A 25,334-nucleotide genomic window follows, 5' to 3' on the forward strand; every position below is an offset into this window, starting at 1 on the left:
AGCGTTGGGCCCCGCAAACGGCTTCCATCATACCATCGCGCGCGCGCCGTCCCGACCGTCGCCGGGTTTGCCCGGTGCCGGCGCGGCACGATGGACCCGGCTCGACAGCAGCGTCGCCAGCACGATGCACGCGCCGCCCGCCCACTCGCGCGCGCTCGGCAGTTCGTTCGCGAACACCCACGCCGACAGCGCGGTGATCACGATCTCGAACAGCATGATGATCGACGCGCGGTTGGCCGGCACGCGCGCCAGCCCGTATTGGACGAGCAGGTTGTTCGACGCCATCGTCACGCCGATCGCGACGATGATCAGCGCGGCGACGCCAAGCTGGCCGCCAGCCGGCGCGGCCGGGATCCCCTCGAACAGCGACGCGATCGCGCCGAACACGGCCGCGCCGCCGAACAGCGTCGCGGTGCGCATCTCCGCGCGCATCTCGGGTAGCTCGCGGCTCGCCTTGATCACCAGCACGTTGCTCATCGCGAAGCTCAACCCGGCCGCGAGGCCGGCCCATTCGGCCGGGCTGGCCGGCAGCGGCAGGCCGAGCGCCGGCGACCACAGCATCAGCATCGCGCCGCCGATCGACAGCGCCGCGAGCCCCGCGCCGGCCCAGGTCAGCCGCTCGCGCAGCAGGAAGTGCGCGTAGATCGCGGTCCATGCGGGGGTCAGATAGAACAGCAGCATCACGCGCAGCACCTCGCCGTGAATCGTGCCCCATACGAACCCGAGGTTCGTCACGCCGGCCGTCACCGCGATGCCCGGCAGCACCCAGTGCCAGCGCAGCGTCGCGATCGTGCGGTGCCGCGCGACGATCACGAACACGAACGCGACGAGGCTCGTCAGCGCGCTCGCCAGCGTGCCCGTCACGCCGAGCGACGCGAGGATCCGCAGCGGATACCAGATCAGGCCCCATACCGATGCGCCGATCAGGATGGCCAGCGTCGGCAGGCTGCCGCGTACCGCGTTATTCATTTGGTTCGATACCCTTTATTCGACCGGCCCGGCCGCCGCTCCGGCGGGCCGTGACCGCATTGCATCACGCTATAATCGTCCGTTGCGACCCGCGCCCCCGGCGCCCGTTCGCAGCCGCGCGGCGCGCCCGCCGCTTCTTTCGCTCCAACCGGCCGCGATGGCCGCTTCGCCCGTGAACCCTCGACTCGACTCGCTCCAGCCCTATCCCTTCGAAAAGCTGCGCGCCCTGTTCAAGGACGTGACGCCCGCCGGCGCCCTCAAACCGATCAGCTTCGGCATCGGCGAGCCCAAACACGCGACCCCGGCGCTGATCCGCGACGCCGTGGTGGCCGCGCTCGACGGCCTCGCGTCGTACCCGGCTACCGCCGGCTCGGACGCGCTGCGCACGTCGATCGCGCACTGGCTCGAGCGCCGCTACGGGCTGCCGGCAATCGATCCGGCCACGCAGGTGCTGCCCGTGTCGGGCTCGCGCGAGGCGCTGTTCTCGCTCGCGCAGACCGTGATCGACGCGCGCCCGGGCGCGCACGGCGAGAAGGCGATCGTACTCTGTCCGAATCCTTTCTATCAAATTTACGAAGGCGCGGCGCTGCTGGCCGGTGCCGAACCCTATTTCGCGAACAGCGACCCGGCCCGCAACTTCGCGTGCGACTACGCGGCCGTGCCGGACGACGTCTGGGCCCGCACGCAGCTGCTGTACGTGTGCTCGCCGGGCAACCCGACGGGCGCGGTGCTGACGCTCGACGACTGGCGCGAGCTGTTCGCGCTGTCCGACCGCCACGGCTTCGTGATCGCGTCCGACGAGTGCTACTCGGAAATCTACTTCGACGAAGCGGCGCCGCCGCTCGGCGGCCTCGAGGCCGCGCATCGCCTCGGCCGCGGCTTCGAGCGGCTCGTGATGCTGTCGAGCCTGTCGAAGCGCTCGAACGTGCCGGGCATGCGCTCGGGCTTCGTGGCCGGCGACGCCGCGCTGCTGAAGCAATTCCTGCTGTACCGCACGTACCACGGCTCCGCGATGTCGCCGGTGTGGCAGCACGCGAGCATCGCCGCGTGGAACGACGAGGCGCACGTGCGCGAGAACCGCGCGCTGTACGTGCAGAAGTTCGATACGGTCACGCCGATGCTCGCCGACGTGATCGACGTGAAACTGCCCGACGCCGCGTTCTACCTGTGGGCCAACGTCGCGCGCACCGGCCTGTCGGACACCGAGTTCGCCCGCCGCCTGTACGCCGACTATAATGTGACGGTTCTGCCCGGCTCGTTCCTCGCGCGCGATGCGCACGGGTCGAATCCGGGCCGCGATTTCATCCGGATCGCGCTCGTCGCGGGCACCCCCGAATGCGTCGAGGGCGCGCAACGCATCGTCGATTTCTGCCGGTCTCTCGCGCGGTAATCGTCCATCCGATCAATTCCATCCATCTCCTGCGAAAACGAACATGTCGCAACAACTTCAGCAAATCATCGATACCGCCTGGGAAAACCGCGCCGAGCTGTCGCCGAAGGCCGCACCCGCCGACGTCCGCGAGGCCGTCGCTCACGCGATCGAGCAGCTCGACAAAGGCGCGCTGCGCGTGGCCGAGAAGATCGACGGCAGCTGGACCGTGCACCAGTGGCTGAAGAAGGCCGTGCTGCTGTCGTTCCGCCTGGAGGACAACGCGCCGATGCCCGCGGGCGGCTACTCGCAGTTCTACGACAAGGTGCCGTCGAAGTTCGCGAACTACACGGCTGAAGATTTCGCCGCGGGCGGCTTCCGCGTCGTTCCGCCGGCCATCGCGCGCCGCGGCTCGTTCATCGCGAAGAACGTCGTGCTGATGCCGTCGTACACCAACATCGGCGCGTACGTCGACGAAGGCACGATGGTCGATACGTGGGCGACGGTCGGCTCGTGCGCGCAGATCGGCAAGAACGTGCACCTGTCGGGCGGCGTCGGCATCGGCGGCGTGCTCGAGCCGCTGCAGGCGAACCCGGTCATCATCGAAGACAACTGCTTCATCGGCGCGCGCTCGGAAGTCGTCGAAGGCGTGATCGTCGAGGAAAACTCGGTGATCTCGATGGGCGTATACCTCGGCCAGAGCACGAAGATCTACGACCGCGAGACGGGCGAAGTCAGCTACGGCCGCATCCCGGCCGGCTCGGTCGTCGTCGCCGGCAACCTGCCGTCGAAGGACGGCTCGCACAGCCTGTACTGCGCGGTGATCGTGAAGAAGGTCGACGCGAAGACGCGCGCGAAGGTCGGCCTGAACGAGCTGCTGCGAGGCGACTGATGGCAAAGCCGCGCACCGTGGTCGTCTACGGGATTCCGAACTGCGACACCGTGAAGAAGGCCCGAGTGTGGCTCGACGATCACGGCGTCGAATTCGAGTTCCACGATTTCAAGAAGCTCGGCGTCAGTGCACCGCTCGTCGAAGACTGGCTGAAGGACGTGTCGCTCGACGCGCTCGTGAACAAGCGCGGCACGACGTGGCGCGGCCTGGACGACGCGATGAAGGCGGCCGCCGAAACCAAGGCCGGCGCGGTCGCGCTGATGATCCACAAGCCGTCGGTCATCAAGCGCCCCGTGCTGGTGGTCAACGGCCGCGTGAAATCGCTCGGCTTCGCGGCCGATCAATACGCGGCGCTGTTTGCCGCATAGGGCTGCCCGCGCTGCGCGGCGCCCGCTCGCGCAGCGCACGACGTCTCATCGCTGCCGGCCACCGCGCCGGCATTTTTTATCGAAAGTGGTCCGAACCATGTCCGCCACCCTAGCCCTTACCGAACAGCTGATCGCCCGCGCGTCCGTGACGCCCGACGACCAGCACTGCCAGCAGATCATGACCGAGCGCCTCGCCGCGCTCGGCTTCGAATGCGAGACCGTCGCGTCGCACGGCGTGACCAACCTGTGGGCCGTCAAGCGCGGCGCCGACGGCCGCGACGGCAAGCTGCTCGCGTTCGCGGGCCACACCGACGTCGTGCCGACCGGCCCGCTCGAACAGTGGAGCTCGCCGCCGTTCATCCCCGCCCATCGCGACGGCAAGCTGTACGGCCGCGGCGCGGCCGACATGAAGACCTCGCTCGCGGCGTTCGTCGTCGCGACCGAGGAATTCGTCGCGGCCCATCCGGGCCACCGCGGCGCGATCGCGTTCCTGATCACGAGCGACGAGGAAGGCCCCGCCACCGACGGCACCGTGAAGGTCGTCGAACTGCTCGAAGCGCGCGGCGAACGCATGGACTACTGCATCGTCGGCGAACCGACGTCGACTAACGAACTCGGCGACGTCGTCAAGAACGGCCGCCGCGGATCGATGTCCGGCGAACTGGTCGTCAAGGGCGTGCAGGGGCACATCGCGTATCCGCATCTCGCGAAGAACCCGATCCACCTGCTCGCGCCTGCACTTGCCGAGCTCGCCGCCGAGCAGTGGGACGAAGGCAACGAATACTTCCCGCCGACCACCTGGCAAGTGTCGAACCTGCACGCCGGCACCGGCGCGACCAACGTGATTCCCGGTCACGCCGACCTCCTGTTCAACTTCCGCTTCTCGACCGCCAGCACGGTCGAGGGCCTGCAGGCGCGCGTGCACGCGATCCTCGACAAGCATGGCCTCGAATACACGCTGAAGTGGTCGATCAGCGGCCTGCCGTTCCTCACGCCGCGCGGCGAGCTGTCGGGCGCGCTGGAAAACGCGATCCGCGCCGAGACCGGCCTCACGACCGAGCTGTCGACCACCGGCGGCACGTCGGACGGCCGTTTCATCGCGCGCATCTGCCCGCAGGTGATCGAGTTCGGCCCGCCGAACGGCAGCATCCACAAGATCGACGAGCACATCGAAGTGCGCTTCGTCGATCCGCTGAAGAACGTGTACCGCCGCGTGCTCGAACAACTGATCGCCTGATGGAGCCTCGCATGACGACACCTTTTGCCACAGTTCGCGACCTGCTGCGCTACGCGGTCACGCGCTTCTCGAAGGCGAAGCTCGCGTTCGGCCACGGCTCCGACAATGCGTACGACGAAGCGGCCTACCTCGTGCTGCGCACGCTCGACCTGCCGCTCGACACGCTCGAGCCGTTCCTCGACGCACGGCTGCTGCCCGACGAAATCGCGGCGGTGCTCGCGGTGATCGAACGGCGCGCGACCGACCGCGTGCCGGCCGCTTACCTCACGCACGAAGCGTGGATGCACGGCCACCGCTTCTACGTCGACGAACGCGTGATCGTGCCGCGCTCGTTCATCGGCGAACTGCTCGACGACGGGCTGCAGCCGTACGTCGCCGATCCCGAGCAGGTCGGCGCGGTGCTTGAGCTGTGCACGGGCTCCGGCTGCCTCGCGATCCTCGCGGCGAGCGCGTTCCCGAACGCCGAGATCGACGCCGTCGACCTGTCCGACAAGGCTCTCGAAGTCGCCGAGATCAACGTGCGCGAATACGGCCTCGAAGACCGCATCGCGCTGCATCGCGGCGACCTGTACGCACCGCTGCCCGCTTTCCGCACCGATCCGGGCGCGCGCTACGACGTGATCCTGACGAACCCGCCGTACGTGAACGCGTCGTCGATGGCCGCCCTGCCGCCCGAGTACCGGCACGAGCCGGAGATGGCGCTCGCGGGCGGCGACGACGGGATGGACATCGTGCGACGCATCGTCGCCGAAGCCCATCGCTGGCTGCATGACGACGGCGTGCTCGTCGTCGAGATCGGCAACGAACGCGAAAACGTCGAAGCCGCGTTCGGCGGCCTCGAGCTCACGTGGCTGCCCACCAGTGCGGGCGACGACGCCGTGTTCCTGATCCAGGCGTCGGACCTGCCGCGCAAGGGCTGAGCCGCTTCGGCCCGCCCGCCGTGCGGCGCACCGTTGCGCCGCACGGTTGGGTAAGATGCGCGTAGGCGGCCGCCCGGCCGCGCGACCTCAGGAGTCCGTCACGCGCTCATGACCCTCGACTGGCTACATCTCGGCACCCTGATCCTGACCATCCATGTGCTCGGGATCGTCGCGGCATGCCACGCGATCCTGAACACGCGCACGTCGCAAGGCGCGATCGCGTGGGCCGTCTCGCTCGCGGCCATGCCGTATCTCACGCTCGTTCCGTACCTGTTCCTCGGCCGCAGCAAGTTCTCCGGCTACGTCGACGCCCGGCGTCACGAGCTGGAAATGTTGCGCATGCACACACCGCGCTCGCCGTGGCTCAGTACCGACGCGACCGACGGGCCGGCCGCCGACGCGATCGGCCAGGCCGCCGTGCTCGCGCTCACGCGGCTCGGCGGGATGCCGTTCCTCGGCGGCAATTCGGTCCGCACGCTCGTGAACGGCGACGCGACGTTCTCGGCGATCCTGGCGGCCATCGACGCCGCGCGCGACTACGTGGTGGTGCAGTTCTTCATCGTGCGGGACGATGCGCTCGGCCGGATGCTGCGCGACTCGCTGCTCGCGCGCGCGGCAGCCGGCGTGCGCTGCTGCCTGCTGTACGACAGCATCGGCAGCTTCGACCTGCCGCGCAGCTATGTCGACACGCTGCGCCGGGGCGGCGTCGAGGTTCATCCGTTCGCGACCAACCGGAAGTTCGTCAACCGCTTCCAGCTCAACTTCCGCAACCACCGCAAGATCGTCGTCGTCGACGGCAATCGCGCGTTTGTCGGCGGCCACAACGTCGGCGTCGAGTATCTCGGTGCGAACCGGCGGCTGTCGCCGTGGCGCGACACGCACATCGAGATCCGCGGCCCGGTGGTCGCGAGCATCCAGTACGTGTTCGCCGAAGACTGGCACTGGGCCACGCAGCGGCTGCCGCCGCTCGCGATGCCGCCGCCCGCGCAGCCCGGCGACCACATGCATTGCCTCGCGGTGCCGATGGGGCCGGCCGACAAGCAGGAGACGGGCTCGCTGTTCTTCGTCGAGGCGATCAATGCCGCGCGCGAGCGGGTCTGGATCACCACGCCGTACCTCGTCCCCGACGAAGCCGTGATCGCCGCGCTGAAGCTCGCCGTGATGCGCGGCGTCGACGTGCGCATCCTGATCCCGAGCCGGCGCGATCACTACGTGGTGTTCGAAGCGTCGAAGCTGTACGCGCGCGACCTGGTCGACGCGGGCGTCAAGGTGTTCCGCTACCGGCCCGGCTTCCTGCACCAGAAGGTCGTGCTGATCGACCGCATCGCGGCGGCGATCGGCAGCGCGAACCTCGACAACCGCTCGTTCCGCCTCAATTTCGAGATCATGGTGCTGACCGTCGACCGGACCTTCGCCGACGAAGTCGAGACGATGCTCGACGCCGATTTCGCCCAGGCGTACGAAGTCGATGCAAACGAATACCGGCGGGCAGCCGCGTGGCGGCGCATCGCGATGCACGTCGCGCGGCTGTTCGCACCGATCCTCTGACGGCCGCGGCGGCGTGCATGCGCCTGCATCGCCGCCGACGCCGTCACAGCAGTTTGTCGATATCCGCGGCGATTTCCTCCGGCTTGGTCGACGGCGCGTAGCGCTTGACGATGCGCCCGTCGCGATCGATCAGGAATTTCGTGAAATTCCACTTGATCGCCTTCAGGCCGAGAATGCCGGGGGCTTCGTCGGTCAGGTAGCGATACAGCGGATGCGCGTGGCCGCCCTTCACGTCGATCTTCGCAAACATCGGGAACGTGACGCCGTAATTGCGTTCGCAGAACGCGCCGATCTGCGCGGCGTCGCCCGGCTCCTGCCTGCCGAACTGGTTGCACGGAAAGCCGAGCACGTAGAAACCGCGCGCCGCGTACTGGTCGTACAGCTTCTGCAGGCCCGCGTACTGCGGGGTGAAACCGCACTCGCTCGCGGTGTTGACGATCAGCAGCACCTTGCCGCGATAGGCGTCGAGCGAAACCGGCGCGCCGGCGAGCGTCTCTGCGCTGAACGAATACAGGGTGGACATCGGGCACTCCTTTTACGAAACCGGATCGACGTGGAGTCTAGGCGAAATTGCCCCGTCGCGACATCCGCCGAACGGCCAATGGCCGGCGCAGGCGGCGCGCAGTCTAGAATAGCGGTTTTGGCCAGTCATTTCCGCCGTGATCCGTTTCAATCAGTTCAGCCTTGCGCGCGGCACCAAGCCGCTGTTCGAGTCGACCTCGTTCGTGCTCAATCCCGGCGAGAAAGCCGGCCTGATCGGCGCGAACGGCGCCGGCAAGTCGACGCTCTTCTCGGTCCTGCGCGGCGAGCTGCACTCCGACGGCGGCGATTTCTCGATGCCGCCGTCGTGGCGGATCGCCCACGTGTCGCAGGAAACGCCTGCCGTCGATCGTTCCGCGCTCGACTACACGCTCGACGGCGACGCCGCGCTGCGCGAGATCGAAGCGCGCATCGCCGCCGCTTCCGCCGCGCATGACGGCGCTGCCGAAGCCGACGCGCACGCGGCGTTCGCCGATGCCGACGGCTACACCGCGCCGGCCCGCGCCGAGGCGCTGCTGCTCGGCCTCGGCTTCACGCTCGCGCAAACCCGCGAATCCGTCGCGAGCTTCTCCGGCGGCTGGCGCATGCGCCTGAATCTCGCGCAGGCGCTGATGTGCCGCTCCGACCTGCTGCTGCTCGACGAACCGACCAACCACCTCGACCTCGACGCGATCGTCTGGCTCGAAGACTGGCTGCACCGCTACCCCGGCACGCTCGTCGTGATTTCGCACGATCGCGAATTCCTCGATTCGATCTGCAACGTCACGCTGCATCTGGAAAACCGCCAGGTGAAGCGTTACGGCGGCAACTACTCGCAGTTCGAAGTGCTGCGCGCGCAGCAACTGGCGCTGCAGCAAAGCGCGTACGAGAAGCAGCAGAAGACGATCGAGCACCTGCAGAGCTTCGTCGACCGCTTCAAGGCCAAGGCGACCAAGGCCAAGCAGGCGCAGAGCCGGATGAAGGCGCTCGAGAAGATGGAGCTGATCGCGCCCGCGCACATCGCGTCGCCGTTCACGTTCGAATTCCGCACGCCCGATGCCGCGCCGAATCCGATGATGGTGATGGAAGACGTCCGCTGCGGCTACCACGCCGACGACGGCGCGGAAATCCCGATCGTCGAGCGCGTCGCGCTGTCGATCCAGAACGGCCAGCGCATCGGCCTGCTCGGCGCGAACGGCCAGGGCAAGTCGACGCTGATCAAGACGCTGGCCGGCACGCTCGCGCCGCTGTCGGGGCACGTGCGCGACGGCAAGGGGCTGACGATCGGCTATTTCGCGCAGCACCAGCTCGAAACGCTGCGCGAGGACGATTCGCCGCTCGCGCATCTGGCGCGGCTCGCGCCCGACACCCGCGAACAGGAACTGCGCGACTTCCTCGGCGGCTTCAACTTCTCGGGCGACATGGCGACCAGCCCGGTCGGGCCGTTCTCCGGCGGCGAAAAGGCACGCCTCGCGCTCGCGCTGATCATCTGGCAGAAGCCGAATCTGCTGCTGCTCGACGAACCGACCAACCACCTCGACCTCGAAACGCGCCATGCACTGACGATGGCGCTCGCGCAGTTCGAGGGCACGCTGATCCTCGTGTCGCACGATCGGCATCTGCTGCGCGCGACGACCGACCAGTTCATGCTGGTCGCGAAGCACCGGCTGCAGCCGTTCGACGGCGACCTCGACGACTACCGCGACTGGCTGCTGCAGCACGCGGCCGAGCAGCGCGCGGCCGCGAAGGCCGACAGCGCGGCGTCGCCGGGCGCGGGTGCCGCGGCCAACCGCAAGGACCAGAAGCGTCAGGCGGCCGAGGAGCGGCAGCGCCTGTCGGTGCTGAAAAAGCCGCTGCAGACGCGCATCACGAAGCTCGAAAAGGAAATGGAGACGCTGCACGCGGAGAAGGCGCGCCTCGACGCATTCGTCGCCGATCCGGCGAGCTACGAAGCCGAGCAAAAGACGGCGCTGACCGACGCGATCCGCAAGCTCGGCGACGTCAACACGCGTCTCGAAACGGTCGAGGCCGACTGGCTCGCGGCGCAGGAAGAACTCGAGCAGATCGGCTGAACGCCGTCCGCGGCGTCGCCGGCCGATACATCGACACGTCGGTACATCGATACGTCGCTACGCCTGCCAGCCCGGCGGGCCGGTTGCCTCGGCGTCGCCGCGGGTACTGACATCCACGGCGCCTCGACGATCCATCCGGCGCTGAACGGGCGCGGATACGACAAGGCCGGGCGCGTGGGCCCGGCCTGTTCATTCACTCCACCGACATTCGATTCACCGATCGCTCGCCGACGTTGCCGGCTCAGCGGCGCGGCAGCGTGTCGCGCGGCATCTGCTCGTCGTCGCCCATCAGGTATCGGCGCCCTTCGGTCGGCCGCCGGATCGCCGCGGCGACCTCCGCTTCCGTCACGTCCTCGGACACGACCTTGCGCGCGAGGCGCCCCTCGTCGTCGATCCATTCGACGATCCGGCATCCGCCGCCCCAGGGTTGGCGAATCGGCTCCGACACGCGGCAGCCACGCAGGTTGTAAAGGCGTCCGCTCGGCGCTGCCCGATATGATTTCAACATAGGATCCCTTCGCATTGCGCGGTTCGACAATCCGGCCAAGGATAGGGAAAAGCGATGTCCGGCGGGTTACATCAGCCTACATATTCTTTACAACGAATTACGCGACAGATCGGCGGCAGGCCCGGCCCTCATGCCTGCCGGGCCGGTCACTCGAGATCGCGCACGCGGTCGATCGCCTGCTCGAGCCGGTCGACGGCCATCACGTTCAGCCCTTCGATCGGCTGCTTCGGCGCATTCGCCTTCGGGATCAGCGCGGCTGTGAAACCGAGCTTCGCCGCCTCGCGCAGCCGTTCCTGCCCGCGCGGGGACGGGCGGATCTCGCCCGCCAGCCCCACCTCGCCGAACACGATCAGCCCCTTCGGCAACGCCTTGTTGCGCATCGACGAATGGATCGCGAGCAGTACCGCGAGGTCGGCGGCCGGCTCGGTGATCTTCACGCCGCCCACCGCATTGAGGAACACGTCCTGGTCGAAGCACGCGATGCCCGCGTGGCGGTGCAGCACCGCGAGCAGCATCGCGAGCCGGTTCTGCTCGAGGCCGACCGCGAGCCGGCGCGGGTTCGGCACGTGCGCCGTATCGACGAGCGCCTGGACTTCGACGAGCAGCGGGCGCGTGCCTTCCTGCGTGACGAGCACGCACGATCCGGGCACCACCTGCTCGTGCTGCGACAGGAACAGCGCGGACGGATTCGCGACGCCGCGCAACCCGCGCTCGGTCATCGCGAACACGCCGAGTTCGTTGACCGCACCGAAACGGTTCTTGAACGCACGCACGAGCCGGAACGACGAATGCGTATCGCCTTCGAAATACAGCACCGTGTCGACGATGTGTTCGAGCACGCGCGGGCCGGCCAGGTTGCCCTCCTTCGTCACGTGCCCGACCATGATGATCGCGGTGCCCGACTGCTTCGCGATGCGCGTGAGCTGCGCCGCGCACTCGCGCACCTGAGCGACGGAACCCGGCGCCGAGGTGAGCGCCTCCGAATAGACGGTCTGAATCGAGTCGACGACGGCCACGTCCGGCCGTTCCGCGTCGATCGCGGCCTGGATCTTTTCGAGCTGGATCTCGGCGAGCAGCTTCAACTCCGCCGCCGGCGTGCCGCCGTCGAGCAGCGCGAGTCGTTGCGCACGCAACGCGATCTGCGCGGCCGATTCCTCGCCGCTGATATAGAGTGCGCGCCGCTCGTTCGCGATGTCCGCGAGCGACTGCAGCAGCAGCGTCGACTTGCCGATGCCCGGGTCGCCGCCGATCAGCACGACGCCGCCGGGAACCAGCCCGCCGCCGAGCACGCGGTCGAACTCGCCGATGCCGGTCGAGAAACGCGGCACGTCGGCCGCTTCGATGTCGGCGAGCCGCTGGACGGGCGCCCGCTTCGCGAGCGACTGGAAACGGTGGGCCGACGGCGTCTCGGCTGCCGATTCGACCAGCGTGTTCCAGGCCTGGCACGACGGGCACTGGCCCTGCCACTTCGGGGTTTGCCCGCCGCACTCGCTGCAAACGTAGACGGTTTTCTGTTTGGCCACGCGCGACGCCCTTATTCCGCGCGCACGGGCACGCGGCCGGCGACCGCGCACATCAGCTCGTAGCCGATCGTGCCGCAATGGCGCGCGACGTCGTCGATCGGCAGCGCATTGCCCCACAGCTCGACGCGTGCGCCGACACCGGCCTGCGGGCACGGTGTAAGGTCGACGGTGATCATGTCCATCGACACGCGACCGACGATCCGCGTGCGGATGCCGTCGACGATCACCGGCGTGCCTTCGGGCGCGACCCGCGGATAGCCGTCCGCGTAACCGCACGCGACCACGCCGATCCGCATCGGCGCCTGCGCGGAGAACGTCGAGCCGTAGCCGACGGCCTGCCCCTTCGCGATCGTCTGCACGGCGATCAGCTCGGACGACAGCGTCATCGCGGGCTTCAGCCCCGTGTCGGCGATGTCGGACGACAGCCCGGACGGCGACGCGCCGTACAGCACGATGCCCGGGCGCACCCAGTCGAAGTGCGTGTCCGGATGCCACAGCACGGCTGCGGAGTTCGCGAGGCTGCGCGCGCCGGCGATGTTTTCCGCACCGCGCTCGAACGTCGCGAGCTGCTCGCCGACGCCGCGCTCGTTGTCCGCATCCGAAAAATGGGTCATCAACGTGATCTGGCCGATGCCGGGGCACGCGCGGGCGCGCTCCCATGCCGCGCGGTATTTTTCCGGCAGGTAGCCGAGCCGGTTCATCCCGCTGTTCATCTTCAGCTGCACGTTGACGGGCTTCGACAGCCGCGCCGTTTCCAGCATCCGCATCTGCTCGTCGTTGTGAACGGTCGTCGTCAGGCTGTAGCGGTCGATCACGTCGATGTCGGTCGAGCGGAAGAAGCCCTCGAGCAGCAGGATCGGGCCGGCCCAGCCGAGCTCGCGCAGCTTCACCGCCTCGTCGAGATCGAGCAGGCCGAAGCCGTCGGTACCGCGCAGGCCCGGAAACACACGGGCGAGGCCGTGACCGTACGCGTTGGCCTTGACGACCGCCCAGACCTTGGACGGGCCGGCAAAGCGGCGGACGACGGAGAGATTGTTCGCGAGAGCGGCGGTGTGGATGGTGGCGGAGATCGGGCGCGGCATGGGAAATTTACGTAAAGACGCTTGCGAATCATCAGCTTACCGCGCCTTTTGAGCACCGAAGCCGACAATTTGCGGAACGATCGGGGAATCTTGCTAGTCCGAATTGGCGTATTTTCATGTTATAAAGCCGTGCGCACAACCCATTTCGAACGGAATAAGCCGATCGCATACCAGGCGGCCTACGCGGCCCTGCCGCAGCGACGAAAGCATCGCATCAGATGAAAAAAGGTTTTTACACCATCATGGCCGCGCAGTTTTTCTCGTCGCTGGCCGACAATGCGCTCCTCATCGCCGCCATCGCCCTGCTGAAAGACCTCCACGCCCCCAACTGGATGACACCGCTGCTGAAGCTGTTCTTCGTGTTGTCCTATGTGGTGCTGGCGGCCTATGTCGGCGCCTTCGCGGATTCGCGTCCGAAAGGCCGCGTGATGTTCATCACGAACTCGATCAAGGTGGTCGGCTGCATGATCATGCTGTTCGGCGCTCATCCGCTGATTGCGTACGGCATCGTCGGGTTCGGTGCGGCGGCCTATTCGCCCGCGAAATACGGCATTCTCACCGAGCTGCTGCCGGCGGACCGGCTGGTCGCCGCGAACGGCTGGATCGAAGGCACGACCGTCAGCTCGATCATCCTCGGCACCGTGCTCGGCGGCGCGCTGATCAGCCCGCACATCGCATCGCACGTGATCGCGCACACGCCCGCCTGGATCGCCACGCCCGCCGAAGCGGCGATGGCGATCATCATGGCGATCTACGTGGTCGCCGCCCTGTTCAACCTGCGCATTCCCGATACGGGCGCCCGCTACCCGAAGCAGGAACGCGGCCCGGTCAAGCTGCTCACCGATTTCGCCGACTGCTTCATGGTGCTGTGGCGCGACAAGCTCGGCCAGATTTCGCTCGCGGTCACGACGCTGTTCTGGGGCGCGGGCGCGACACTCCAGTTCATCGTGCTGAAGTGGGCCGAAGTCTCGCTCGGCATGTCGCTGTCGGAAGGCGCGATCCTGCAGGCCGTGGTCGCGGTCGGTGTCGCGGCCGGCGCGATCGCCGCCGCCGCCCGGATCCCGTTGAAGAAGTCGCTGACCGTGCTGCCCGTCGGCATCATCATGGGCATCGCGGTGATGCTGATGGCGTTCTACACGCGCGACCTGTTCCCGTCGCACTGGGCCGTGCACTTCGGCCACCTGCGCATGCCCGTGTACCTGATCGTCGCGTACCTCTTCCTGATCGGCGTCGGCGCGTTGTCCGGCTACTTCGTCGTTCCGATGAACGCGCTGCTGCAACATCGCGGCCACGTGCTGCTGTCGGCCGGCCACTCGATCGCGGTGCAGAACTTCAACGAGAACCTGTCGGTGCTCGTGATGCTGTGCCTGTATGCGGTGCTCGTGTGGCTCGACGTGCCGGTCGGCATCGTGATCGTGCTGTTCGGCACGTTCGTGTGCCTGACGATGTGGCTCGTGATGCGCCGCCACCAGGCGAACCAGCGCCAGTTCGACTCGGTCGCGCTGATCGGCGAATCGCGGCACTGACGCTACCCTTTCCGTTTTCGTCCGCCGGCGCCGGTCTTCGAACCGGCGCGTTGCCATCATGACGCACCCGATACCCAACATCCTGACGATCGCCGGCTCCGATTCGGGCGGCGGCGCAGGCATCCAGGCCGACCTGAAGACCTTTTCCGCGCTCGGTGCATACGGCGCGAGCGTGATCACCGCGCTGACCGCGCAGAACACGCGCGGCGTGACCGGCGTGCATGCGCCGGATGCCGCGTTCGTGACCGCGCAACTCGACGCGGTGTTCGACGACATCCGCATCGATGCGGTCAAGATAGGGATGCTCGCGAACGCGGCGATCGTGCAGGCAGTTGCCGATGCGCTGCGCCGCTACGCGCCGCGTTTCGTCGTGCTCGACACGGTGATGATCTCGAAGAGCACGCACGCGCTGCTCGCGCCCGATGCGGTCGACGCGTTGCGCCACGCGCTGTTGCCGCTCGCGACGGTCGTCACGCCGAACCTGCCCGAAGCGGCCGCCCTGCTGAACGATGCGGCCGCAACCACCGAAGACGACATGGTCCGGCAAGGCCAGGCGTTGCTGCAGACGGGCGCGCGCGCCGTGCTGATGAAAGGCGGCCATCTGCCCGACGCGTCCGCGAGCCCCGACTGGCTCGTCGAGGCGGCGCGCACCGTGCGGCTCGATGGGGCGCGCGTGCCGGTCAGCAACACGCACGGCACCGGCTGCACGCTGTCGTCGGCGATCGCCGCGCTGCTGCCGCAGCAGCCCGACCTCGAAAGCGCGGTACGCGAGGCCAAGACCTATCTCACCGGCGCGATCGCCGCGAGCGGCCACCTCGACGTCGGCCACGGCGTCGGCCCCGTCCATCACTTCCATCGCTGGTGGTGAGCGCCGGCTGATACGGCGTCAGTGATCCTGCGCGGCGAACGCCTGCGCGCGCGCCGGCCAGTCGTCGGACACGACGAAGCCGCGCGACGTCTCGCGCCAGATGCCGTCACCGCCCCGTTCATGGACGCCGATCAACGCGGGCGCCTCGCGCACCGTCAATTCCGGCGGCAGTTCCAGCGTGGCCGCGAGCGGCTCGGGGGCGAATCCGGCACCGGCGGCGGCCCGTCGCGGCGCAAGCCACGCGAGCCGCGGCAACACGCTCCATGCGACGCCCGCACGCTGCGCGGCCGCCCACGCCGGCCACTGCGCGTGCGTGAGCCAGAAACCGTGCGGGTGATCCGGCGCGATTTCCGCGGACACCCGCGGCAACGGCGCGCCGTACGGATAGAACAACCAGCCCTTGATGAACATCTGCGCGTCGGACGGCGCGCCGTAGCCGAGCCGCGCAAACCCGTCGCGATCGCCGAGCCGCAGCTGGTGGTCGAGCAAGCGACAGCGCTTGCGGTCGAACCGGTCGACGAGGTTGGGGCCGACGAAATCCGCGAGCGATGCGCCGGCTCGTACCGGCGCGCACAGATAGCACTTCACCGCGAGCTCCCAGTGCAGGCGCCGCCCGTCCGGCGTGTCGACGAGAAAATCGACTTCGCCGAGCGTCTTGCCGTTGCTGCGCAGCGGCAGGTTCGCCGCGACGAGCCGCAGCGACGGTCCGTGCGTCAGGAAATACTCGAGCAGGCATTCGGCGTAGCGGCCGAGCCGGGTGGGCCGGAACCCGTCGAGCGCGCGATGCAGCGGCTCGGGCTGCGCATCGAGCGCGGCGAGCCACGTTTCGACGGCCGTCCATCCGGCCGTATCGAGCCAGGCAGCGGCGAGCGGCGCGCCCGGTACCGCGGTGAGCAGGCTCGGGCTGGCCAGCAGCCAGCCCAGATCCCGAACCGCGACGTCGTGCAGCGTATCGACGAAGACGAACGCCGCGCGGGCCGTCATTGTCCGGCCGACCCGTTCGCGTCGGCGCCTTCGGCGCGCCGGAACGTGTCGCGCGCGAGGCACAGGTCGGCCCATGCCTTCGACTTGTCCGGCAGGCTGCGCAGCAGATACGCCGGGTGGTAGGTCACGATCACCGGCACGCCTTCGTAGGCATGCACGCGGCCGCGCAGCGACGCAATGCTCGCGTCGGTCTTCAGCAGGGTCTGCGCGGCGAAGCGGCCGAGCGCCACAATCAGCTTCGGCTTCACGAGCGCGACCTGACGCTGCAGATAGGGCTCGCAGCTCGCCACCTCGTTCGGCTCCGGATTACGGTTGCCGGGCGGCCGGCACTTGATCACGTTCGCGATGTACACGTTGTCGCCGCGCTTGAGCGACAGCGACTGCAGCATGTTGTCGAGCAGCTTGCCGGCCTGGCCGACGAACGGCTCGCCCTGCTTGTCCTCGTTCTCGCCCGGCGCTTCGCCGATCAGCATCCAGTCCGCTTCGCGGTCGCCGACACCGAACACGGTGTTGGTCCGCTTCTCGCACAGACCGCACAGCGTGCAGTCGGCCACGCGCGCAGCGAGCGCATCCCAGTCGAGGGCGGCAACCGGCGTGCCGACGGCGCGCGATTCGGCCAGCGGCACGGGTTCGCCCGGCGGCGCCGCATCGAACCACGCGAAATCGTCGGCCGTGGCAGGCGGAGCATCGTCCATCGGCGGCATCGTGCCGGTCGACGCGACCGGCGCGACCCGTGCGGGCGCCCGATCGCCGTCGCCGCCCCGTGGAGCCGGGGCGACCGGCTCGCGAGCCGGCGGAGCATCGCCGCTGCGCACTACGGCGGGCGGTGACTCGTCTTGCACCGGCGTACGCGCGGTGCGCGCAGCGCGCTCGGTCGCGACGTCAGGCGCGGCGTCCGCCATACCGGTTCGCGCCGCGGCCGGTGCGGCGGCGGCCGCGCCCTCGCCTTCCTCCGCGCGCTGCCCGCGCCGCACCCAGATCTGCGCGAGGCCCATTTCCTCGAGCGCCGCTTCAGCCCATGCCATGCGCGTCCCCCTCATCCTTGTTCAGCGTCAGACGCATCACGATCGCGTCCTCCCGGCTGCGATGCTTCGCCGGGTAATAGTTCTTGCGCCGGCCGATCGTCACGAAGCCGAAACGCTCGTACAACTGGATCGCGCGCGGATTGGACGGCCGCACCTCGAGCAGCACGCCGTCGAGCCCTTCCGCGCGCGTAATGCGCACGGCCTCGCGCAGCAGCGCGAGGCCCGCACCCGCGCGCTGCGCGGCCGGCGCGACGCACAGGTTCAGCAGATGCATCTCGTCGACGACGGGCATCAGCACGCAATAGCCGATCAGCGACCCCGTCACGTGCCGCAGACACACGCCCAGATAGCCGTTACGCAACGAATCCTCGAAGTTGCCGCGGCTCCACGGGAATTCGTATGCGACGCGCTCGATCGCGACGACCTCGTCGAGATCGGCATCCGTCATCGGCGCCAGATAGCGGTCGCTCAGCAGGACGCCCGTCATCCGTTCGCTCCGCCCGTCTGCGCGGCCCGTGCCGCGACGCGCTCGGCGGTCGTCTGCGCGACCTTGTCGCGCACGTACTCCGGCGCCGCCTGATCGGCCGGCACCGTGCGGCCCGCCCGGAACGCGCGCAGCGCGGCATGGGCGACCGCCAGCGCGTGCGGCATCGCATCGCCGTCGATCGCGGCCGCCCGCGCGGCGGCCGGCAACTGCGCGCCGAACGCGGCAGCCGCATTGCCCGCGAGCGTGAACGGCGCATCGGGCACGCCGACGGCGCCCGGCGCATCGAGCGAAGCCGGATGCAACGTGCGCCAGTCGCCGGTGCTGTCGTCCCATTCGAAATCCGCCCAGTACGCTTCGTCCATCCGCGCATCCAGTGCGGCCAGCACGCGGGTCGTGCCGGACGCGCGCAGCCGTGCGTGCTCGGCGCAGGCGAGCAGCGTGCCGATCGGCACGACCGGCAGCCCGCATCCGAATGCGAGACCCTGGGTAATGCCCGTCGCGGTGCGCAGGCCGGTGAACGAGCCGGGGCCCGCGCCGAACGCGATGGCATCGCAATCGGCGAGCGTCAGCCCCGATTCGGCGAAAAGCGCCTGGATGGCCGGCAGCACGCGCGTGCTCGACACGGCGCCCGTCAGCTCGTGGCGGACCCAGGTTTGCGGGGTGGAAACGGCGTCATCGGCATGGGCCGAGCGCAGCAGCGCGACCGAGCAGTATTCGGTCGACGTATCGATGGCGAGGAGCACTGTTTGCGTCATGGGCGACATTGTAATGCGGCGCCCCGCTCCCACGGGCGATCGGGCCCGATCCGCGCGCACGCGCCGCCGCGGTGGCGGTTTGGAAGGATCGCTCGACCCCGCGCGACGGTCCGCTTGTTAAGATCGCCCGACCTGAAACCCTTACGGAGACATTCGATGAGCGACCTCACCGCCCAATTCGACCAGGCCCAGATCGACGTCAAGCAACTGACGGAACGCCCGGGCAACCTGACCCTGCTGCGCCTGTACGCGCTCTTCAAGCAGGCGACCGACGGCGACGCCCACGGCGACAAGCCGGGCTTCACCGACATCGTCGGCAAATACAAGTACGACGCGTGGGATGCGCTGAAGGGCACGTCGCAGGATGCGGCGAAGCAGCAGTACATCGAACTCGTCGAATCGCTGAAGAACGGCACGGCTTCCTGACCGAATCGCCGCCGCCCGCCAATCGGCAATCAAATCGGTGGCGCAGCGCAGCAAATCTCTTTATAATGCTGGCTGCGTCATCTCCGCGCTCGGCTCGCAAGCCGTTCCGGCCCGACGCCTCGTAGCGTTAAGCTCCAATCCGGTTTAGAACCTGTCCCCTCCTGCTTCGACCTTCGCGGTCGTCACTTATCAGGCTGGCGGCCCCGCTCCTGAAGCGCGCCGCACCCAAAACAGCTTCTAATGCCTCATCCGCCGACGGTTCGGCGGATTGCACCCGTTTCCCGATTTGCTCGCTGAATCCGACGACTTGGGTATGCGCGATTGGCGCCGACGTTTCACCCACTGTGTTTCAAGGATTGTTATGACTTCGAGCATCAACTCCAGCCCGCTCAACGCGATCGCCGACCAGGCGCTCGGTCTCGACGACGCCGCCGTACCGGCCGCGGTCGAACCGGCGTCGGACGAGCCGAGCTTCGCGTCGCTCGGGTTGTCGCCGGAGATCGTCTCCGCGCTGCAGGCCGCCGGCTACGTGAAGCCGACGCCGGTCCAGCAGCGCGCGATTCCGGCCGGCATCGCCGGCCGTGACCTGCTGGTCTCGAGCCCGACCGGTTCGGGCAAGACCGCTGCATTCATGCTGCCCGCGATCGAACGTTTCGCGCAGCTCCAGAAAACGCTGGCGCAGCAACCGCGCGCGCCGCGCGAACCGAACCAGGGCGATCGCCGCGTGCGCCGCCCGCAACCCGTCGCGCGCCCGGGCCTGCTCGTGCTGACGCCGACCCGCGAACTCGCGATGCAGGTCACCACGGCCGCGTCGACCTACGGCAAGCACCTGAAGCGCCTGCGCACGGTCAGCATCCTCGGCGGCGTCGCCTACGGCCAGCAGCTGATGCTGCTCGCGAAGAACCCGGAAATCCTGGTCGCCACGCCGGGCCGTCTGCTCGACCACCTCGAGCGCGGCCGCATCGACCTGTCCGAGCTGAAGATGCTCGTGCTCGACGAAGCCGATCGCATGCTCGACATGGGCTTCATCGACGATATCGAAACGATCGTCGCCGCGACGCCCGCGACGCGCCAGACGATGCTGTTCTCGGCCACGCTCGACGGCAAGATCGGTTCGCTGACGAGCCGCCTGCTGAAGGATCCGGAGCGCATCGAGATCCAGCAGCGCCTCGAGTCGCGCGCGAACATCGCGCAGACCGTCCACTATGTGGACGACCGCGACCACAAGGATCGCCTGCTCGATCACCTGCTGCGCGACGGCGCGCTCGACCAGGCGATCATCTTCACGGCGACCAAGATCGACGCCGACCAGCTCGCCGGCCGTCTCGCCGACGCAGGCTTCGAATCGGCCGCGCTGCACGGCGACCTGCCGCAAGGCGCGCGTAACCGCACGATCCGTGCGCTGCGCGAGCGCCGCGTGCGCGTGCTCGTGGCAACCGACGTCGCGGCGCGCGGCATCGACATTCCGGGCATCACGCACGTATTCAACTACGACCTGCCGAAGTTCGCGGAAGACTACGTGCACCGTATCGGCCGTACGGGCCGCGCGGGCCGTTCGGGCATCGCGGTGAGCCTCGTGCACCACGCCGAGCAAGGCGCGCTCAAGCGCATCGAGCGCTTCGTGCGCTCGCCGCTGCCGGTCAACGTGATCGAAGGCTTCGAGCCGCGCAAGGCGCCCCCGCGCAACGGCGGCACCGGCGGCCGCGGCCGTCCGGGCGGCGGTAACGGCGGTCGACGTTTCGGCGGCAAGCCGGGCGGCGGTCATGGCGGCAACGGCGGTCGCAGCTACGGCGGCGGCAATGGCGGCGGCTGGAGCGGCAAGCCGGGCGGCAGCCGCGACGGCGGCCCGCGTCGCGACGGCCAGCGCAGCGGCGGCCCGCGTCGCAGCAACTCCGCGTCGTAAGCACGCACGGGCGGCCACCGGCCGCCCCTCGGACGGCGGCTCGGTCCGCTCGTCCAGCCAAACCGGCGCCTGCGCGCCGGTTTTTTTTCGTCCCGCCCCACATTTCACGATACGGAAAATTTTTTTGTGTCGTAAAAAATCATGCTGCGTGGCACAACCCGCGCGATTGCGGGATGGGAAAAGGCATTTCTTATCTCGAAATTTCAATTTCAACGCATTGATTCAAAACAACTAAAAATTTAGCTGCCGCACCGAAAAGCCCCCTGTCCCGCGCCAGTCGATTTGCCTAGACTCTTATACAAGACCTCACGAACCGGAACGCACCGCTCCCGGTTTCGAGAACAGCATCACCACCGTCATATTCGACCCATCTGGCATCGCACCGTATCAAGGAGCTCATCATGTCGCGTCAGCAACAGGCACTGGAACTGCAACAGCAATGGGAAACCGATCCGCGCTGGAAAGGCATCAAGCGCAGCTACTCGGCTGAAGACGTGGTCCGCCTGCGTGGTTCGATCCCGATCGAGCACACGCTCGCGAAGCGCGGCGCGGAAAAGCTGTGGAACCTCGTCAACAACGAGCCGTTCGTCAACGCCCTCGGCGCGCTGACCGGCAACCAGGCCATGCAGCAGGTGAAGGCCGGCCTGAAGGCGATCTACCTGTCGGGCTGGCAAGTGGCCGGCGACGCGAATGTCGCGGGCGAAATGTACCCGGACCAGTCGCTGTACCCGGCCAACTCGGTGCCGCTCGTCGTGAAGCGCATCAACAACACGCTGACGCGCGCCGACCAGATCCAGTGGTCGGAAGGCAAGAACCCGGGCGACGAAGGCTACGTCGATTTCTTCGCACCGATCGTCGCCGACGCGGAAGCCGGTTTCGGCGGCGTGCTGAACGCGTTCGAACTGATGAAGGCGATGATCGAGGCCGGCGCGTCGGGCGTCCACTTCGAGGACCAGCTCGCGTCCGTGAAGAAGTGCGGCCACATGGGCGGCAAGGTGCTGGTGCCGACGCGCGAAGCCGTCGCGAAGCTGTCGGCGGCGCGTCTCGCGGCCGACGTGATGGGCACGCCGACCCTGCTCGTCGCCCGCACCGACGCGGAAGCGGCCGACCTGATCACGTCCGACATCGACGACAACGACAAGCCGTTCCTGACGGGCGAGCGCACGGTGGAAGGCTTTTTCCGCACGAAGCCGGGCATCGAGCAGGCGATCTCGCGCGGTCTCGCGTATGCGCCGTACGCCGACCTCGTCTGGTGCGAAACCGGCAAGCCGGATCTCGAGTACGCGAAGAAATTCGCGGAAGCGATCCACAAGCAGTTCCCGGGCAAGCTGCTGTCGTACAACTGCTCGCCGTCGTTCAACTGGAAGAAGAACCTCGACGACGCGACGATCGCGAAATTCCAGAAGGAACTCGGCGCGATGGGCTACAAGTTCCAGTTCATCACGCTGGCCGGCTTCCATGCGCTGAACTACTCGATGTTCAACCTCGCGCACGGCTATGCCCGCACGCAGATGAGCGCGTTCGTCGAACTGCAGCAGGCCGAGTTCGCCGCGGCGGACAAGGGCTTCACGGCCGTCAAGCACCAGCGCGAAGTCGGCACCGGCTACTTCGACGCCGTGACGCAGACGGTCGAGCGCGAAGCGTCGACCACCGCGCTGCACGGCTCGACCGAAGACGAGCAGTTCTTCGACGGCAAGAAGGTCGCGTAAGCAGACAAGCACGACGCGCGACGCGTCGTGCCGATACACGCGCCGTCACGCGACGGCGCGGCATCGGCCACCGAATAAAAATCAGGGAGGAGACGGCAGGCGTGCGATACCGATCGCGCGACCGGCCGCGCGGCCTGCGGGCCGCCAGCAACGACGCGCGCCGGCTCAGTCCGGCGCGCCCTTTTTCCAGGGCGCCGCCCTACCGATAGACGATCACCGGAATTTTCGTATGGGTCAGCACGCGCTGCGTCTCGCTGCCGATCAGCAAGCTGCCGAGCCCGCGGCGTCCGTGGGACGCCATGAAGATCACGTCGCAGCCGCCGCGTTCGGCCGCCTCGATGATGCCGAGATACGGCGACGGGTGCACGCTCGTCCAGGTGTCGCAGGCGACGCCGGCCGCCTTCGCGGCCGATTCGACCTCGTCGAGATGCGCACGTGCCTCGCGCTCGCTGCGCGCACGGAAATCGGCGGGCGGCTCGATGATCACTTCGGAAAACGGCGAATACGGGTACTGCGGCAGGCACGCGTAGGCCGTGACGCGCGCACCGACCGCGCGAGCCAGGTCGATCGCGCCGTCGATCGCCTTCTGCGACAGCTCGGAACCGTCGGTTGGAACGAGGATGTGCCGGAACATCGCGCCCTCCTTCGTCAATCGCGCGCCGCACGCCGCGATCCCATCGGAGCCGGCCGCGACGCGTCGGACATACCTCCTACGAGTGTAGTGCGCGAAATCGCCGAACCGGTGCCGGCAGCGGGTTCGCCCTCATATCGGAAACGCGCGGACCCGCGCGGCCTACTCGCCCCAGTATCCGGGCCGCTCGTACGTGTGCTTCAGGTAATCGAGAAACAGCCGCACCCGCAGCGGCAGATGCCGGCGTTGCGGAAACACCGCGTGAATGCCGATCGGCGGCGCCGCGAATGCGTCGAGCACACTGACGAGGCGACCGGCCGCGATGTCGTCGCCGACCTCCCACCACGAGCGCCAGGCCAGGCCGTAGCCTTCGAGGCACCACTCGTGCAGCACCGCGCCGTCCGAGCATTCCATCGTGCCGTTCACGCGAATCGACACGACCTTGCCGTCCTCCTGGAACGTCCAGCCGCGTTGCTGGTTCGCGTTCGCCGCGAGGGCGAGGCAGTTGTGCCGCGCCAGTTCCGCGAGCGTGGCCGGCGTGCCGCGCCGTGCAAGATACGCGGGAGACGCGACGCACACGCGGCGGTTCTCGCCGAGCTTCAGCGACACGAGCGACGAGTCGGGCAGCTCGCCGAGCCGCACCGCGCAATCGAACCCCTCGTTGACGAGGTCGACCATCCGGTCGGACAGGTCGAGCGTGACCGACACGTCCGGATGCCCGACGCTGAATTCGGGCACGAGCGGCGCCACGTGCCGCCGGCCGAAGCCGGCCGGCGCGGATATGCGCAGGTGGCCGCTCGCCTTGACGCCGCCGGCCGACACGCTCGCCTCCGCGTTCTGCATGTCGTTGATGATCCGCTGGCAATCCTCGAGGAAGGCCGAGCCCTCGAAGGTCAGCGTGAGCTTGCGCGTCGTGCGCACCAGCAACTTCACGCCGAGCCGCTCCTCGAGCGCGTCGAGGCGACGGCCGATGATCGCCGGCGCGACGCCTTCCGCATGCGCGGCCGCCGACAGGCTGCCTTTCGCCGCGACCGCGGCAAACGTTTCGATCTGCTTGAACCGGTCCATGACACGCAAGGACGGCATGACCGCCCTTCAAATAGCTTGAGCCGCTCAAGATTAGGTATATGAAAGTAAAAGATCAAGTGATGATTAGCGTCTTTTTTAGCACCTACGATCACGAATAGAATCGATCCCGACCTCTGAAACTGGAGCGCAAGGCTATGTCGGCCACAACGACACTCTCCTCTCCCGACGCAATCCTCTTCGACGCATTCGGCACGTTGTTCGACGTGCGTGCGGTCCTGGCCGCGGCGGAGCAGATGTTTCCCGGTCACGGGGAACGGTTGTCGCAGCTGTGGCGACGCAAGCAGATCGAATACTCGCAACTGCGCACGCTGGCCGATCCGGCCGGCGCGCACTATCGCCCGTTCCGGGACATCACGCTCGACGCGCTGCGGTTCGCCGCGCGCCGGCTCGGGCTCGCGCTGAACAGCGCGGCCGAGAAGCGGCTGATGGACGAATACGCGTGCCTGTCCACCTATCCCGATACGGTGCCCGCGCTGCGCAGGCTGCGCGCGCTCGACCCGCGCCCGCCGCTCGGCATCCTGTCGAACGGCACGCCGCAGATGCTCGACATCGCGATCAAGAGCGCCGGCATGTCCGGCCTGTTCGATCGCGTGCTGTCGGCCGACACCGTGCGCGCCTACAAGCCGAGCCCGGCCGCGTACGCGCTCGGCACCGCCGCGTTCGGACCGAACCGGCGCGGCATCGTGTTCGTGTCGTCGAACGCATGGGACGTCGCCGGCGCCGTCTGGTTCGGCTACACGACGTTCTGGCTCAACCGCACGGGCGCGCCCGCCGAGGAACTCGGCGCGCCGCCCGACGGCACGGGCACCGGCATGGCCGACCTGCTCGCCTTCCTCGCCACCCCGGCTCCGTCCGGCAAGCCCGCAAACCGCACGCGCCCCGGCCCGGGTGCATGACGTTCGCGGCGCTGCCGCCTTCCCCCTT

24 protein-coding genes are annotated in these 25,334 nt (G+C 68.1%); 13 read left to right on the forward strand and 11 right to left on the reverse strand.

Going from position 1 to position 25,334, the window contains the following annotated elements:
- Positions 1-27: 27 nt before the first annotated feature.
- Positions 28-969 carry a DMT family transporter gene (locus tag WJ16_RS10420; RefSeq protein WP_069256989.1) on the reverse strand — a complete coding sequence of 314 codons (942 nt, stop codon included), beginning with the start codon at positions 967-969 and terminating at the stop codon, positions 28-30.
- Positions 970-1,126: 157 nt separating this feature from the next.
- On the opposite strand from WJ16_RS10420, the gene dapC reads away from it, so the two are divergent.
- The 6 genes from dapC (at position 1,127) to cls (ending at position 7,303) form a co-directional block, all read left to right on the forward strand.
- Positions 1,127-2,359 (forward strand): succinyldiaminopimelate transaminase, encoded by a 1,233-nt coding sequence (gene dapC, locus WJ16_RS10425; protein WP_069256990.1) that lies wholly within the window; start codon positions 1,127-1,129, stop codon positions 2,357-2,359.
- A 43-nt stretch (positions 2,360-2,402) separates the two neighbouring features.
- Positions 2,403-3,230 carry a 2,3,4,5-tetrahydropyridine-2,6-dicarboxylate N-succinyltransferase gene (gene dapD, locus WJ16_RS10430; protein WP_069256991.1) on the forward strand — a complete coding sequence of 276 codons (828 nt, stop codon included), beginning with the start codon at positions 2,403-2,405 and terminating at the stop codon, positions 3,228-3,230.
- On the forward strand, positions 3,230-3,598 hold the full coding sequence (locus WJ16_RS10435; protein ID WP_069256992.1) for an ArsC family reductase: 369 nt from the start codon (positions 3,230-3,232) through the stop codon (positions 3,596-3,598). Before dapD ends, WJ16_RS10435 begins: the two co-directional genes overlap by 1 nt.
- Positions 3,599-3,695: 97 nt before the next feature.
- Positions 3,696-4,835 (forward strand): succinyl-diaminopimelate desuccinylase, encoded by a 1,140-nt coding sequence (gene dapE / locus WJ16_RS10440; RefSeq protein WP_069256993.1) that lies wholly within the window; start codon positions 3,696-3,698, stop codon positions 4,833-4,835.
- An 11-nt stretch (positions 4,836-4,846) separates the two neighbouring features.
- On the forward strand, positions 4,847-5,755 hold the full coding sequence (prmB, locus tag WJ16_RS10445; RefSeq protein ID WP_069256994.1) for a 50S ribosomal protein L3 N(5)-glutamine methyltransferase: 909 nt from the start codon (positions 4,847-4,849) through the stop codon (positions 5,753-5,755).
- A gap of 108 nt (positions 5,756-5,863) precedes the next feature.
- On the forward strand, positions 5,864-7,303 hold the full coding sequence (gene cls, locus WJ16_RS10450) for a cardiolipin synthase (protein WP_069256995.1): 1,440 nt from the start codon (positions 5,864-5,866) through the stop codon (positions 7,301-7,303).
- 43 nt (positions 7,304-7,346) lie between these two features.
- Here cls and WJ16_RS10455 read toward each other — a convergent pair whose 3' ends face one another.
- Positions 7,347-7,826: a glutathione peroxidase gene (locus WJ16_RS10455; RefSeq protein ID WP_069256996.1), complete on the reverse strand. Its 480-nt coding sequence runs from the start codon at positions 7,824-7,826 to the stop codon at positions 7,347-7,349.
- A 136-nt stretch (positions 7,827-7,962) separates the two neighbouring features.
- On the opposite strand from WJ16_RS10455, the gene WJ16_RS10460 reads away from it, so the two are divergent.
- Positions 7,963-9,894, forward strand: coding sequence for an ATP-binding cassette domain-containing protein (locus WJ16_RS10460; protein ID WP_069256997.1), 1,932 nt, complete (start codon positions 7,963-7,965; stop codon positions 9,892-9,894).
- 241 nt (positions 9,895-10,135) lie between these two features.
- Here the strand turns inward: WJ16_RS10460 and WJ16_RS10465 are convergent, their stop codons facing one another.
- The 3 genes from WJ16_RS10465 to alr all read right to left on the reverse strand — a co-directional run bounded on the left by WJ16_RS10465 (position 10,136) and on the right by alr (position 13,007).
- Positions 10,136-10,402 (reverse strand): DUF2866 domain-containing protein, encoded by a 267-nt coding sequence (locus tag WJ16_RS10465; protein WP_069256998.1) that lies wholly within the window; start codon positions 10,400-10,402, stop codon positions 10,136-10,138.
- 146 nt (positions 10,403-10,548) lie between these two features.
- Positions 10,549-11,925, reverse strand: a complete 1,377-nt coding sequence (gene radA, locus WJ16_RS10470; protein WP_069256999.1) for a DNA repair protein RadA — start codon at positions 11,923-11,925, stop codon at positions 10,549-10,551.
- A gap of 11 nt (positions 11,926-11,936) precedes the next feature.
- Positions 11,937-13,007, reverse strand: coding sequence for an alanine racemase (gene alr, locus WJ16_RS10475; protein ID WP_069257000.1), 1,071 nt, complete (start codon positions 13,005-13,007; stop codon positions 11,937-11,939).
- Between the two features lie 218 nt (positions 13,008-13,225).
- Here alr and lplT point away from each other — a divergent pair, with 218 nt between their 5' ends.
- A complete protein-coding gene (gene lplT / locus WJ16_RS10480; RefSeq protein WP_069257001.1) occupies positions 13,226-14,533 on the forward strand; it encodes a lysophospholipid transporter LplT in 1,308 nt (435 codons plus the stop codon).
- A 58-nt stretch (positions 14,534-14,591) separates the two neighbouring features.
- A complete protein-coding gene (thiD, locus tag WJ16_RS10485; RefSeq protein ID WP_069257002.1) occupies positions 14,592-15,401 on the forward strand; it encodes a bifunctional hydroxymethylpyrimidine kinase/phosphomethylpyrimidine kinase in 810 nt (269 codons plus the stop codon).
- 18 nt (positions 15,402-15,419) lie between these two features.
- On the opposite strand, the gene WJ16_RS10490 is transcribed toward thiD, so the two are convergent.
- Genes WJ16_RS10490 through tsaB form a run of 4 tightly spaced genes read right to left on the reverse strand, consistent with a single transcriptional unit; the run spans position 15,420 to position 18,661 of the window.
- Positions 15,420-16,385, reverse strand: coding sequence for a DUF1853 family protein (locus WJ16_RS10490; RefSeq protein ID WP_069257003.1), 966 nt, complete (start codon positions 16,383-16,385; stop codon positions 15,420-15,422).
- On the reverse strand, positions 16,382-17,410 hold the full coding sequence (locus tag WJ16_RS10495) for a uracil-DNA glycosylase (protein ID WP_069257004.1): 1,029 nt from the start codon (positions 17,408-17,410) through the stop codon (positions 16,382-16,384). Before WJ16_RS10495 ends, WJ16_RS10490 begins: the two co-directional genes overlap by 4 nt.
- The gene (gene rimI / locus WJ16_RS10500) at positions 17,397-17,897 is read right to left on the reverse strand and encodes a ribosomal protein S18-alanine N-acetyltransferase (protein ID WP_069257005.1); all 501 of its coding nucleotides are present in this window, start codon (positions 17,895-17,897) and stop codon (positions 17,397-17,399) included. Before rimI ends, WJ16_RS10495 begins: the two co-directional genes overlap by 14 nt.
- Positions 17,894-18,661 carry a tRNA (adenosine(37)-N6)-threonylcarbamoyltransferase complex dimerization subunit type 1 TsaB gene (gene tsaB / locus WJ16_RS10505; protein WP_069257006.1) on the reverse strand — a complete coding sequence of 256 codons (768 nt, stop codon included), beginning with the start codon at positions 18,659-18,661 and terminating at the stop codon, positions 17,894-17,896. Before tsaB ends, rimI begins: the two co-directional genes overlap by 4 nt.
- Before the next feature lie 147 nt (positions 18,662-18,808).
- Here tsaB and WJ16_RS10510 point away from each other — a divergent pair, with 147 nt between their 5' ends.
- From WJ16_RS10510 to aceA, 3 genes are all read left to right on the forward strand, one after another.
- Complete coding sequence (locus WJ16_RS10510; protein WP_031399394.1) at positions 18,809-19,078, forward strand: acyl-CoA-binding protein; 270 nt, start codon at positions 18,809-18,811, stop codon at positions 19,076-19,078.
- Between the two features lie 361 nt (positions 19,079-19,439).
- Entirely contained in the window at positions 19,440-20,981 is a 1,542-nt protein-coding gene (locus WJ16_RS10515) for a DEAD/DEAH box helicase (RefSeq protein ID WP_069257007.1), read from the forward strand.
- A 401-nt stretch (positions 20,982-21,382) separates the two neighbouring features.
- Positions 21,383-22,690 (forward strand): isocitrate lyase, encoded by a 1,308-nt coding sequence (gene aceA, locus WJ16_RS10520; protein WP_069257008.1) that lies wholly within the window; start codon positions 21,383-21,385, stop codon positions 22,688-22,690.
- A 199-nt stretch (positions 22,691-22,889) separates the two neighbouring features.
- On the opposite strand, the gene WJ16_RS10525 is transcribed toward aceA, so the two are convergent.
- Together WJ16_RS10525 and WJ16_RS10530 are read right to left on the reverse strand one after the other, a co-directional pair.
- On the reverse strand, positions 22,890-23,324 hold the full coding sequence (locus tag WJ16_RS10525; RefSeq protein WP_069258029.1) for a universal stress protein: 435 nt from the start codon (positions 23,322-23,324) through the stop codon (positions 22,890-22,892).
- A gap of 159 nt (positions 23,325-23,483) precedes the next feature.
- Positions 23,484-24,389, reverse strand: coding sequence for a LysR family transcriptional regulator (locus WJ16_RS10530; RefSeq protein ID WP_069257009.1), 906 nt, complete (start codon positions 24,387-24,389; stop codon positions 23,484-23,486).
- 155 nt (positions 24,390-24,544) lie between these two features.
- Between WJ16_RS10530 and WJ16_RS10535 the strand changes: the two genes are divergently transcribed.
- Positions 24,545-25,306: a haloacid dehalogenase type II gene (locus tag WJ16_RS10535; protein ID WP_069257010.1), complete on the forward strand. Its 762-nt coding sequence runs from the start codon at positions 24,545-24,547 to the stop codon at positions 25,304-25,306.
- Positions 25,307-25,334: the final 28 nt, after the last annotated feature.

The organism is Burkholderia metallica (genome assembly GCF_001718555.1).
In the GTDB taxonomy this organism is placed as follows: domain Bacteria; phylum Pseudomonadota; class Gammaproteobacteria; order Burkholderiales; family Burkholderiaceae; genus Burkholderia; species Burkholderia metallica.

Excerpts from the sequence above, each read along its gene's own strand:
- WJ16_RS10420 (WP_069256989.1), bottom strand. The coding sequence starts at position 969 with ATGAATAACGCGGTACGCGGCAGCCTGCCGACGCTGGCCATCCTGATC.
- dapC (WP_069256990.1), top strand. The coding sequence starts at position 1,127 with ATGGCCGCTTCGCCCGTGAACCCTCGACTCGACTCGCTCCAGCCCTAT.
- dapD (WP_069256991.1), top strand. The coding sequence starts at position 2,403 with ATGTCGCAACAACTTCAGCAAATCATCGATACCGCCTGGGAAAACCGC.
- WJ16_RS10435 (WP_069256992.1), top strand. The coding sequence starts at position 3,230 with ATGGCAAAGCCGCGCACCGTGGTCGTCTACGGGATTCCGAACTGCGAC.
- dapE (WP_069256993.1), top strand. The coding sequence starts at position 3,696 with ATGTCCGCCACCCTAGCCCTTACCGAACAGCTGATCGCCCGCGCGTCC.
- prmB (WP_069256994.1), top strand. The coding sequence starts at position 4,847 with ATGACGACACCTTTTGCCACAGTTCGCGACCTGCTGCGCTACGCGGTC.
- cls (WP_069256995.1), top strand. The coding sequence starts at position 5,864 with ATGACCCTCGACTGGCTACATCTCGGCACCCTGATCCTGACCATCCAT.
- WJ16_RS10455 (WP_069256996.1), bottom strand. The coding sequence starts at position 7,826 with ATGTCCACCCTGTATTCGTTCAGCGCAGAGACGCTCGCCGGCGCGCCG.
- WJ16_RS10465 (WP_069256998.1), bottom strand. The coding sequence starts at position 10,402 with ATGTTGAAATCATATCGGGCAGCGCCGAGCGGACGCCTTTACAACCTG.
- alr (WP_069257000.1), bottom strand. The coding sequence starts at position 13,007 with ATGCCGCGCCCGATCTCCGCCACCATCCACACCGCCGCTCTCGCGAAC.
- lplT (WP_069257001.1), top strand. The coding sequence starts at position 13,226 with ATGAAAAAAGGTTTTTACACCATCATGGCCGCGCAGTTTTTCTCGTCG.
- thiD (WP_069257002.1), top strand. The coding sequence starts at position 14,592 with ATGACGCACCCGATACCCAACATCCTGACGATCGCCGGCTCCGATTCG.
- WJ16_RS10490 (WP_069257003.1), bottom strand. The coding sequence starts at position 16,385 with ATGACGGCCCGCGCGGCGTTCGTCTTCGTCGATACGCTGCACGACGTC.
- WJ16_RS10495 (WP_069257004.1), bottom strand. The coding sequence starts at position 17,410 with ATGGCATGGGCTGAAGCGGCGCTCGAGGAAATGGGCCTCGCGCAGATC.
- rimI (WP_069257005.1), bottom strand. The coding sequence starts at position 17,897 with ATGACGGGCGTCCTGCTGAGCGACCGCTATCTGGCGCCGATGACGGAT.
- tsaB (WP_069257006.1), bottom strand. The coding sequence starts at position 18,661 with ATGTCGCCCATGACGCAAACAGTGCTCCTCGCCATCGATACGTCGACC.
- WJ16_RS10510 (WP_031399394.1), top strand. The coding sequence starts at position 18,809 with ATGAGCGACCTCACCGCCCAATTCGACCAGGCCCAGATCGACGTCAAG.
- WJ16_RS10515 (WP_069257007.1), top strand. The coding sequence starts at position 19,440 with ATGACTTCGAGCATCAACTCCAGCCCGCTCAACGCGATCGCCGACCAG.
- aceA (WP_069257008.1), top strand. The coding sequence starts at position 21,383 with ATGTCGCGTCAGCAACAGGCACTGGAACTGCAACAGCAATGGGAAACC.
- WJ16_RS10525 (WP_069258029.1), bottom strand. The coding sequence starts at position 23,324 with ATGTTCCGGCACATCCTCGTTCCAACCGACGGTTCCGAGCTGTCGCAG.
- WJ16_RS10530 (WP_069257009.1), bottom strand. The coding sequence starts at position 24,389 with ATGGACCGGTTCAAGCAGATCGAAACGTTTGCCGCGGTCGCGGCGAAA.
- WJ16_RS10535 (WP_069257010.1), top strand. The coding sequence starts at position 24,545 with ATGTCGGCCACAACGACACTCTCCTCTCCCGACGCAATCCTCTTCGAC.